Genomic DNA, 10,990 nt, shown 5'->3' with positions numbered 1-10,990 from the left:
GTGACGAGGCCGAGGTCCTGTTCTCGTCGCACCACTGGCCGACCTGGGGCAACGCGGAGATCCGGAAGTTCCTGGGCATTCAGCGCGACCTGTACGGCTACCTGCACGACCAGACCCTGCGGCTGCTGAACAAGGGGTACAACGGCGCCGAGATCGCAGAAATGATCCAGATGCCGCCAGCGCTTGAGGCATCTTGGAGCACCCACGGCTACTACGGGTCGGTGAGCCATAACGTCAAGGCGATCTACCAGCGGTATATGGGCTGGTTCGACGGCAACCCCGCCCGGCTGTGGCCGCACCCGCCCAAGCCACTCGCCGACCGGTACGTCGCAGCGATCGGCGGCGTCGACCGCGTCGTGGAGCTCGCGCAGGAGGCGTTCGACGCCGGGGACTACCGCTGGGCGGCGACACTGCTGGATCACGCGGTGTTCGCCGAGGAGGATCACCCAGGTGCACGCACGCTGTACGCCGACACACTGGAGCAGTTGGCGTACGGCTCCGAGAACGGCACGTGGCGCAACTTTTTCCTGTCGGGGGTCACGGAACTGCGCGAGGGAAACTTCGGCACACCGACGGTGACCAATGCGCCGCTCATCGTGGCACAGCTGACGCCGGAGCAGCTGTTCGACGCCGTGGCAATTCAGGTCGACGGCCCGAAAGCGTGGGATCTGTCGCTGAACATCGATGTCACACTCACCGATCTCGGCCGCACCTTCCACCTGACGCTCGGCAACGGTGTGCTGACCTATGTGGAGCGCGAGGCGTCGGACGAGACGCCGCTGCGCCTCACTCTGACGAAGGCACGCCTGATCCAACTGGCCGGCGGCGACACGCAGTCAGAAGGGATCGAGACCCGCGGCGATGCTGCAGTGCTCACACAGCTGCTCTCGGTGCTCGATCCGGGAGACCCGAACTTCAACATCGTCACCCCCTGATCCAGGGTGAGAGCGACCGCGCACACCGAGGATCGCGAGGCCTGATGCAACGCCCTCTTGCCGGCCTGACACGCCGCAATCTCGTCACCGAGCTGCTCGCGGGCGTCACGCTGCTCGCGATCGCCATCCCGCTCAACATCGGATACGCGCAGATCGCCGGCCTCCCGGCGACCGCCGGCCTCTACGCCCTGGTCGTGCCGACCCTGGTGTACGCGCTGGTGGTGTCGTCCCGGCAGGTCGTCGCGTCGCCGGATGCCGCGGCCGCCGCGCTCGTCGCCTCGTCGATCGGCGGCCTCGCGGTGGCGGGCAGCGCCGACTATGCCACGCTCGCGCTCGCGCAGGCCATCATCTGCGGCATCTTGTTCGTCCTTCTCGCGGTGTTCAAGCTCGGGTTCCTCGCGAACTTCCTGTCCAAGCCGATCCTGGTCGGCTTCGTCGGCGGCCTCGCGCTCGACATCATGGTCAGCCAGATCGCGAAGATGCTCGGCGTGAAGATCGACTCCGGCGCCGAGTTGGCCGACAAGGTGATCGACCTGGTCTCGGGGCTCGGCACCGTCAACGGCTGGTCCGTGCTGATCTCGCTCGCCTCCGTCGCGGTGCTCGTCGGCGGACGGATGCTGGCCCGCGCCGTTCCCTGGGCACTCGTCGTGCTCGTGCTCAGCACCGTCGTCGTCGTCCTCACGGGCCTCGACGAGCACGGCGTGTCCGTGCTCGGCGAAGTGCCCGCCGGCCCCCCTGTGCTCACGTGGCCGGTCATCGACTGGACCACGTGGCTCGCTCTGGTCCCGTCGGCGATCGCCCTCACGCTGGTTACCACGGCGGAGGGACTGCTGGTGTCGCGGTCGTACGCCGAGAAGCGGCATTACCCGTTCCGGGCGAACCGCGACCTGTTCGCGTTCGGTGTCGCCAACGTCGCGGCCGGCGCGCAGGGGAGCTTCGCGGTCGGTTCGTCGACGTCGCGCACCGCCGCGATGGATCAGGCAGGCTCGCGCACCCAGTTGCCGTCGTTGGTCCTCGCGGCCGGGACGCTGCTGCTGCTGCTCTTCGGCACTGCTTTGCTCGCCGACATCCCGTCGCCGGCGATCGGCGCGATCGTCGCGGTCGCGATCGTGCCGCTGCTCGGCATCCGCGAGTTCGGCGATCTGTGGCGCAAGGACCGGTTCGAGTTCGCGGTCGGCGCGGCGTGCTTCCTCGTGACCGTGCTGGTCGGCGCGATCCCCGGCATCCTCGTGGCTTTCGTGCTCGCCCTGGTCAACCTCGCCAAACGCGCGGCGAACCCCGCGATCGACGTGCTCGCCTCCGACGGAGACCCGGCGCAGTCGCTTCTCGAAGACGCCCCCGACGGAACGGTCACAGCACCGGGGATCGTCGTGATCCGGCTCGGGGCGCCGCTCTTCTTCGCCAACGGCTCGGTGTTCGCCGACGCCGTGAAGCACGCCGTCACCGCGCCGGGCGACGGCGAGGTGCACCACGTCGTTCTCGACCTCGAGGCCGTGAACGACATCGACGTCACCGGAGCAGAGAGTTTCGAGGCGTTGCGCGAGTGGCTCGTGGCGCGGGATGTCTCGCTGGCGTTCAGCCGGGCACGGCCGCCGGTGCTCGCCAGACTCTCCGATCTGGGCATCCTCGACGGGGATGTCGTCTATCGCACCAACCGCGAGGCGCTCGTGGCCCTGCAGGACAAGGAGTGACATGGCTTCGGTGATCGGAGACATCCTGCCGCTCGCGGTCGGTGTGGCGATCAGCCCCATCCCGATCATCGCGGCGATCCTCATGCTCCTCTCACCGCGAGCGCGCGTGACCGGGAGCGGATTCCTCGTGGGGTGGGTGCTCGGGATCGCGGTCGCCGTGACGGTCTTCACCCTGCTCGCGTCGGCCCTCCCCGAAGCGGGCGCCGACGCTTCGAAACCCGTCGAGGGCGTGATTCAGCTGCTCCTCGGTGCCGGGCTGCTACTGCTCGCCGCTCGGCAGTGGCGCGGGAGGCCGAAGGCCGGGCAGGAGCCGGCCATGCCGAAGTGGATGCAGGCAATCGACCGCATCACGTTTCTTCCCGCGGTCGGGCTCGGGTTCGCTCTCGCCGCAATCAACCCCAAGAACCTGCTCCTTTCCGCGGCTGCGGGGATCGCGATCGGGTCGGCCGCGCTCGAGGTCGGCGAGGTCGTGGTTGTGATCGCCGTATTCACGGTGCTGGCGGCATGCACCGTCCTCATCCCCGTGGTCGGCTATCTGGTGGCCGCCGACCGGCTTCGCGGAGCCTTAGACCGGCTTCGCGAATGGCTCGCGAAGGAGAACGCCGTGATCATGGCGATCCTGCTGCTCGTCCTCGGCGTCGCCGTCATCGGCAAGGGCATCGGAAGCCTCTAGAACGCCTCGCCGGCTCGCGGAGCCGAAGTTCGACCCGCCTGAACCTCTGGCCCGAGGCAACGGCATGGTCGCTGCGGTCGCCTTGCGTGCGGTGCCTGGAAGGGGATCGGCGGTCGAAACGCTGCGTCCGGCCGCGCCGACAACCCCGCTGTGCCCCCTTCGACTGTCTCTAGGTGGTCTCGCGAACCACGAGGTGCGCGTCCGTCTCGGGGCCGGCTTGCGGGGGCGCGGATCCGGTCGCCGCGCTCAGGGCGAGCTCGGCGAGGAATCGGCCGAGGCCCGCATTGTCGACGCGCACTGTCGATAGTGCGGGGACGAGGAGTCGCGCGAGCGGGGTGTCGTCGTGGCCGACGATCGCCAGCTGTTCGGGAACAGCGATGTCTGACCGTAGCGCGGCGCCCAGGAGGAGAGCGGCGATGTCGTCGTTGTAGGCCACCACGCCATCGACGCCTTGGTCTATCCAGTCACGCACCTGTTCCAGCGCGGTCATCTCGCTGATGGTGGCCTCGGCAACGAACCCCGAGTCGGTCTGTTCCGACAATGTCTTCCGGGCCAGTTCGCGCCGCTGTGCGACGAGGTCCGCGATGCGGGGATCAGCGGACGCTGCGAAGGCGATTTGTCGACGGCCTCGCTCGAGGAGGTGGTCAACCTGCAGGCGTGGGCCGTCCGCGAATCCAAGATCCCCGACGGCGCCTTCCTCGCCTGCGGCTACCGGCGGAATGATCTGCTGCACACCGCTGCCACGGATCTCGGCGAGCTGTTCTCGAGTGAACGGCGCCATGCCCATCACAACGTCCGGGCGGAGGGTCTCCCACAGCGGCCGGGCCTGCCCGCCCGGATGCGGCGTCGTGGTGACGAGCGAGTAGCCGGCTTCGTCCAGCGCGAGCGATGCCTCGTCGAGGTGAGTGCGCATGCTGTAGTCCAGCGGCCAGTCAGGCAGGACCAGCAGGATGATCCGGCTCTTTCCGCTGGCCAAGGCCTGCGCCGCGCTGTTTGCGCGATACCCCAGCCGCTTCGCTTCCGCGAGCACGCGATCCCGCGTCGCCGCCGGGATGGTCTGACCAGGGGTGTCATTGAGCACGAACCCGACGGTCGCGCGGGAGAGGCCTAGAGACCGGGCGACATCGGCCGCGGTGACTCGCTTGGTCGGTGCTCCCGGCATTTCCCTCTCCTGATGACTTGCGCGCGCTAGTGAAGATACCGTAGCATCCTGGATCAGTCACTAGCACGCGCTAGCGGTCCAACCCGACAATGGAGTCCCTATGATGACCCCGAGCAACGACGAACCGCTCATCACCCCGCTTCCTGCGACCATCCCCTCGCCGACGGCGAACGCGGTGGAACTCGACGAGACGGCGCACCCCGCTCCCGAGCTGCCCAAGGTGAACGCTCGCTACATCTGGTTCATGGTGCTGGCGCAATTCGGCGTCTTCATGGCCTTCATCACCCCGCTGGCGATCTCGCTCACCATCCGGGTCAACACGCTGGCTCCCGGCCACCCGGAGTACCTCGGTTACATCACGGGCGCGGGCGCGCTGTTCGTGATGCTGACCTCGCCGTTCATGGGCATCTGGAGCGACCGCACCCGCACCGGGATCGGGCGCCGCCGCCCGTTCATGATCGGCGGCATGCTCGTCGGCGTGCTCTCTTTGGTCGTGATGGCACTCGCGCCGAACGTCCTCGTCGTCGGTCTGGGCTGGATCCTCGCGCAGTGGGGCTGGGGCACCACGCTCAGCAACCTGCAGATCTCCACCGCAGACCGCCTGCCGGAATCCCAGCGCGGCAAGGTCGCCGGCCTGACCAGCTTCGCGACCCAGATCGCACCGGTTTTCGGCGTCATCCTCGCCCAGTTCTTCACCGGCGACCCGTTGCTGCTGTTCCTCGTTCCGGGTGCGGTCGGGGTGCTGTTCGTCGTGCTGTTCGTCACCCTCGTGCACGAGGACGACAGCCGCGGACTGCCGAAGGACCCGATCACGGTCCTCCAGCTGCTGTCGAAGTACCTCTACAACCCGCGCAGGTACCCCGATTTCTCATGGAACTGGCTCGGCCGCTTCCTCTTCTACACCGGCATCACGCTGAACACGACGTACACGGCGTTCTTCTTCGCCGACCGCCTCGGGATCAGCGTGGAGTCCGTCGCGGGCATCATCGCATCCGTGAGCCTGGGCGGGATCCTGGCCGTGACGTTCGGTGCCATCGGCGGCGGGTTCATGTCCGACCGGCTGAAGCGTCGTCGGCTGTTCGTGCTGCTGGGCGGCCTGATCATGGCGGTCGGGATGCTGCTGCAGGCGTTCGCGCCGGATCTCGCGCTCCTCATCACCGGGTCGCTGATCACGTCCGTCGGCCTAGGGCTGTTCGCCGCGGTCGACCAGGCACTGCTGCTGGACGTGCTGCCGGAGCGGGAGACCGACGCCGGCCGCTTCATGGGCATTACCGGATTCGCCACATCCATCCCGCAATCGATCGCTCCGCTCGTCGCATCCGGCATCCTGCTCGTCGGCGTCACGGGCGACGAGCGCAACTACACCCTGCTGTTCATCGTGGCCGCCGTCTCGGTGATCCTCGCCGGCGCCGTCGTGCTCCGCATCCGCTCCGTCCGCTGACACACCTTCCCGCAGAAAGCTTTTCGCAGATGTCTCTCACCGTCACGCCTGTCCGCTTCGAGCACCACCGCGATGCCCTCGGCAGCGGCTATGCCCGCCCTCGCCTGTCGTGGATCACGACGGATGCCTCGGACGGCTGGTCCCAGGCGGCATACGAGGTGCAGCAGGGCGACGGTGAGAGCATCCGTGTCGAAAGCGGCGAGTCGGTGCTCGTACCGTGGCCGTTCGACGCGTTGCGCTCGCGGGAACAGCGGGCGATCCGGGTGCGCGTGCACGGCGCCGACCGGTCCACCAGCGAGTGGAGCGACTGGGCACCGGTCGAGGCGGGCCTGCTGGAGGCATCCGACTGGACCGCCCAGATGGTCGGTCCGAACGACTCCGCGATCGCGGCTCCGCTGGTGCGCGGCTCGTTCACGACAGCCGAACACAGCCCGGTCGTCCGGGCGCGCGCCTACGCCACCGGGCACGGACTGTTCCAGCTCGAACTGAACGGAGAGCGCGTCGGCGACGACGAACTCGCGCCCGGCTGGACCGCCTACGAATCCCGGCTGCGTTACGCCACCTACGATGTCACCGCCCAGGTCCGCTCCGGTGTGAACGTCATCGGCGCCTGGCTGGGCGACGGGTGGTGGCGAGGCTACCTCGGCTGGGGGGACAAGAAGGCGCTCTACGGCACCGACCTGGGCGTGCTCGTGCAGCTCGAGATCGACTACGCCGACGGCACCCGGCAGACCGTCGCGTCCGGCTCGGACTGGCTCGCGGGGACCGGCCCGATCCGCTCCGCCGACCTTTACAACGGCGAAGACTTCGACGCCCGCGACTTCGATCCGGCATGGTCGACCGCCGATGCCTCGACCAAGGCCTGGACGCCGGTGGCGGTGCGCGAGCCCGGCGACGTCGAGCTGGTCGCCCCGGACGGACCGCCGGTGCGGGTCGTGGAGACCCGGACGGTGCAGAGCGTGCTGACGTCCCCGTCGGGCGCGACGATCCTCGACTTCGGGCAGAACCTGGTCGGCCGGCTGCGGATCACCGTGTCGGGCGACGCCGGGACCACCGTCACTCTCCGGCACGCCGAGGTGCTCGAGCATGGCGAGCTCGCCGTCGAGCCGCTGCGGGGGGCGAAGGCGACCGACACCTACACGCTCGCCGGAATTGGTGAGGAGACATGGGCACCACGCTTCACCTTCCACGGCTTCCGGTACGCCGAGGTAACCGGATGGCCCGGCGACTTCGATCCTGCGGCCGTCACGGCGGAGGTGATCCACTCCGACATGCGCCGCACGGGCTGGTTCGAGACGAGCAACCCGCTGGTGGGCCGACTGCACGAGAACGTGGTGTGGGGGATGAAGGGCAACTTCGTTGACATCCCCACCGACTGCCCCCAGCGCGACGAACGCCTCGGCTGGACCGGCGACCTGCAGGTCTTCGCCCCCACCGCGGCCTACCTCTACGACTCCGCCGGATTCCTGGTCTCGTGGCTGAAGGACCTCGCCGCCGAGCAGAAGAAGTACGGCGGCACACCGATGGTGGTCCCCGCGATCGTCACCGGCTACACCGGCCCCACCGCCGGATGGGCGGATGCCGCGACCGTCGTGCCATGGACCATCTACCAGGCGCACGGCGACCTCGGCGTCCTCGAGGCCCAGTTCGACAGCATGGTCGCGTGGGTCGACGAGGTGACAGCGGCCGCCGGCGCCAACCGGGTCTGGAGTGCGGGATTCCAGTTCGGCGACTGGCTCGACCCGACGGCACCGGCCAACCGCCCCGAACAGGCGCAGACCTACCCCGAGATCGTCGCCACCGCCTACTTCGCGCGCTCCTCCCGCATCGTGGCCGATGCCGCCGCGCTGCTCGGCCGCACCGCAGAAGCCCACAAGTACGGCACTCTCGCAGACGAGGTGCAGCGGGCATTCGTCCGCGAGTACGTCTCCGGCTCGGGGCGCCTGCTGTCCGACTCGGCCACCGCGTACGCTCTCGCGCTGACCTTCGACCTGATCGACGACGCTCATCAGCGACAGCGTGCCGCCGACCGGCTGGCCGAGATCGTGGCCGGCAACGGCTACAAGATCGCCACCGGGTTCATCGGCACCCCGATCATCACCGATGCCCTCAGCGCCAACGGTCATGTCGACGTCGCGTACCGGCTGCTGATGCAGACCGATGCTCCGTCGTGGCTGTACACCCTGGAACAGGGCGCCACCACCATCTGGGAACGGTGGGATTCGCTGCTGCCGGACGGCACGGTCAACCCCAGCGGCATGACCTCTTTCAACCACTACGCCTTCGGCGCCGTCGCGGACTGGATGCACCGTGTGGTGGCGGGCCTCGCGGCCGCGGCCCCCGGATACCGACGCATCCGCATCGCCCCGCAGCCCCCGAAGCGCGGGCTGACGTCCGCCGCCGCTCGGCTCGAGACCCCCTACGGCACCGCGGAGTCCGGGTGGGTGCTCGCCGATGACCAGGTGCGGGTCTTCGCGACGGTGCCGGTCGGGGTCACCGCCGACGTCGCGCTCCCCTCCGGCCGGACGGTGGAGGTGTCGTCCGGCGCGCACGAGTGGAGCGAGCCGTTCGAAGTGGACCAAGAGCTCGCTCGGGAGTTCACCGTGGACTCCCGCATGGGCGACATCGTCGACCACAAGCCCGCGCTCGAGGTGCTGACGCGCGTCATCGCGAAGTGGGTGCCAGGCGCCGCCGAGCACATGTCGGGCGGACTGCGCGGTCAGGACGAGGTCACACCGCGGCAGATCACCGGGATGCTGCCCGATCCGGCCGCCGTGCTCGCCGACCTCGAACGAGGCTTCGCTGCGCTGAACGCCGGCGACGACATCCCCGCTGACATTTACAGCGTCGCCGAGTCGGCGGCGGACGACGCGGATCTTGCCGAGAAGGCGGCGCTGCTCTCGGGCCGCGACTTCTGGTCCACCCGCGACAGCGCCGGGGTGCCATCGATGGTGATGGTCGACGGCCCGCACGGCGTGCGCCGCCAGGACGGCACCGCCGACAACCTCGGGTTCAACGACTCGCTGCCCTCCACCTGCTTCCCGCCCGGCGTTGCGATGGGCTCCACGTGGGATCCCGCGCTGATCCACGAGGTCGGCGTCGCGCTCGGAGAGGAGGCCCGTGCGCTGAACGTGAACATGATCCTGGGGCCCGCGATCAACATCAAGCGTTCTCCGCTGGGAGGCCGCACTTTCGAGTACCTGTCCGAGGACCCGCTGCTCACCGGCATCCTGGCGACGGAGTACGTCCGCGGGGTGCAGTCCACCGGGGTGGGGACGTCGGTGAAGCACTTCGCCGTGAACAGCCAGGAGACCGACCGGATGCGTGTCAGCGCCGAGGTCGACCCGCGCGCGCTGCGCGAGATCTACCTGCCCGCGTTCGAACGGGTCGTGAAGGACGCGGCACCGACGTCGGTGATGAGCGCGTACAACGCGATCAACGGAGTCTTCGCCTCGGAGAACCGGTGGCTGCTCACCGAAATCCTCCGAGACGAGTGGGGCTTCGACGGCCTCGTCGTCTCGGACTGGGGTGCCATCAAAGACCGCGTCGACGCACTGCAGGCCGGCCTCGATCTCGAGATGCCGGGCACCGGTGACGAGGGCACCGATGCGATCCTGCAGGCGGTGCGTCACGGCCGGCTCGACCGCGCCGTCGTCGAGCAGGCCGCCGCCAGGCTCGCGGCGCTGGTCGAGCGCACCCGTCTGCCCGAGATGCCGTCCGCGTTCGACGAAGACGCTCACCACGCGCTAGCCCGCCGCGCCGCCGGTGCCGCCGTCGTGTTGCTGCGCAACGAGCACCAGACGCTGCCGCTGCGTGCCGGGCAGAAGGTCGCCGTGCTCGGCGCGCTCGCCGTCGAGCCGCAGTACCAGGGAGGTGGAAGCTCGCACGTGAACCCGACGCGGCTCGACATCCCGCTCGACGAGCTGCGCGCCGCGCTCGGCGAGCAGAACGTCTCGTACGCGCCGGGCTACGCGGCCGACGGGGACCCGGTGCGACTGCGCCTGGAAGCAGCGGAAGCAGCGGAAGCAGCGGCCGCCGCGGACGTCGCGGTCGTGTTCGTCGGACTCTCCGAGAAGGACCAGTCCGAGGGCTTCGACCGCACCGACATCGACCTCCCCGACGCACACGTCGCACTGATCGACGCGGTGGCCGGGCGAGCCGCTCGCACGGTGGTCGTCCTCTCCAACGGCGGCGTGGTAACGCTGGAACCCTGGCACGACGCCGTCGACGCGATCGTCGAAGGCTGGGCGCTCGGCCAGGCCGTCGGCGGAGCCCTCGCCGACGTCCTCACCGGGGCGGTGAACCCCTCCGGCCGGCTCGCCGAATCCATCCCGCACCGGCTGCAGGACACCCCCTCGTACCTCAACTTCCCAGGTGAGAACGAGATCGTCCGATACGGCGAAGGCGTCTTCGTCGGCTACCGGTACTACACGACGGCCGATCAGCCAGTGCGCTATCCCTTCGGCCACGGCCTGTCGTACACGACGTTCGGCCACGAGGCACTCCAGGTCGACGCCACCGGTCCCGACCGCGCGGTCGTGCGGGTCACCGTCCGCAACACCGGCGCCATCGCCGGGGCTGATGTCGTCCAGGTCTATGTCTCTCCCGCCGACTCCCCGGTGCGTCGCCCGGTCCGCGAACTCGCCGCGTTCCAGAAGGTCTGGCTGCAACCGGGCGAAGCGCGCACCGTGGAGCTGACGCTGGAGCGTCGGGCGTTCGCTTACTGGGACACCGTGAAGGATCGCTGGCGCGTGCAGCCGGGCACGTACGGCGTCGAGATCGGACGATCCTCCGCCGACATCACCGCCTCCGTCCCGCTCGAGCTGGAAGGCGACACGGATCGGCCGGACCCGCTGACCCTGGACTCGACCGTCGGAGAGTGGTTCGGCCACCCGACCGTGGGTCCGGCGCTGATGCACGCGATGATGGCCAACGCAACGCCGGAGCAGCTGGCTGCCGCAGCGGACAACGGCAACATGCTGAAGATGGTCGAGTCCATGCCGATGGGACAGTTCGCCCGGTTCCCTGGCGTCGAGATCCCCGATGAGGCGCTCGAGCAACTGGTGGCCCTCAGCCTGGCCGGCTGAT

6 protein-coding genes are annotated in these 10,990 nt (G+C 69.0%); 5 read left to right on the top strand and 1 reads right to left on the bottom strand.

Annotated elements, in window-relative coordinates; all coding sequences use genetic code 11:
• From IM767_RS02310 to IM767_RS02300, 3 genes are all read left to right on the top strand, one after another.
• A partial coding sequence (locus IM767_RS02310) for an alkyl sulfatase dimerization domain-containing protein (protein ID WP_277924667.1) occupies positions 1 to 935 on the top strand: 935 nt, incomplete at its 5' end.
• 44 nt (positions 936 to 979) lie between these two features.
• The gene (locus IM767_RS02305; RefSeq protein ID WP_109209775.1) at positions 980 to 2,626 is read left to right on the top strand and encodes a SulP family inorganic anion transporter; all 1,647 of its coding nucleotides are present in this window, start codon (positions 980 to 982) and stop codon (positions 2,624 to 2,626) included.
• Between the two features lies 1 nt (position 2,627).
• Positions 2,628 to 3,299 (top strand): GAP family protein, encoded by a 672-nt coding sequence (locus IM767_RS02300; protein ID WP_109209774.1) that lies wholly within the window; start codon positions 2,628 to 2,630, stop codon positions 3,297 to 3,299.
• Between the two features lie 169 nt (positions 3,300 to 3,468).
• Here the strand turns inward: IM767_RS02300 and IM767_RS02295 are convergent, their stop codons facing one another.
• On the bottom strand, positions 3,469 to 4,461 hold the full coding sequence (locus IM767_RS02295) for a LacI family DNA-binding transcriptional regulator (RefSeq protein ID WP_109209773.1): 993 nt from the start codon (positions 4,459 to 4,461) through the stop codon (positions 3,469 to 3,471).
• Between the two features lie 100 nt (positions 4,462 to 4,561).
• Here IM767_RS02295 and IM767_RS02290 point away from each other — a divergent pair, with 100 nt between their 5' ends.
• Positions 4,562 to 5,902, top strand: a complete 1,341-nt coding sequence (locus IM767_RS02290) for an MFS transporter (protein ID WP_239453246.1) — start codon at positions 4,562 to 4,564, stop codon at positions 5,900 to 5,902.
• A gap of 29 nt (positions 5,903 to 5,931) precedes the next feature.
• Entirely contained in the window at positions 5,932 to 10,989 is a 5,058-nt protein-coding gene (locus IM767_RS20650) for a family 78 glycoside hydrolase catalytic domain (RefSeq protein WP_239453245.1), read from the top strand.
• Position 10,990 lies beyond the last annotated feature (1 nt).

It is taken from the genome of Microbacterium ureisolvens, assembly GCF_015278315.1.
Lineage (GTDB): Bacteria > Actinomycetota > Actinomycetes > Actinomycetales > Microbacteriaceae > Microbacterium > Microbacterium ureisolvens.
Note: the sequence above shows the minus strand (reverse complement) of the source record. Positions and strands in the feature narration are given on the sequence as shown.

Bases quoted from the DNA above. Each gene is read 5' to 3' on its own strand.
- IM767_RS02305 (WP_109209775.1), top strand. From the start codon at position 980: ATGCAACGCCCTCTTGCCGGCCTGACACGCCGCAATCTCGTCACCGAG.
- IM767_RS02300 (WP_109209774.1), top strand. From the start codon at position 2,628: ATGGCTTCGGTGATCGGAGACATCCTGCCGCTCGCGGTCGGTGTGGCG.
- IM767_RS02295 (WP_109209773.1), bottom strand. From the start codon at position 4,461: ATGCCGGGAGCACCGACCAAGCGAGTCACCGCGGCCGATGTCGCCCGG.
- IM767_RS02290 (WP_239453246.1), top strand. From the start codon at position 4,562: ATGATGACCCCGAGCAACGACGAACCGCTCATCACCCCGCTTCCTGCG.
- IM767_RS20650 (WP_239453245.1), top strand. From the start codon at position 5,932: ATGTCTCTCACCGTCACGCCTGTCCGCTTCGAGCACCACCGCGATGCC.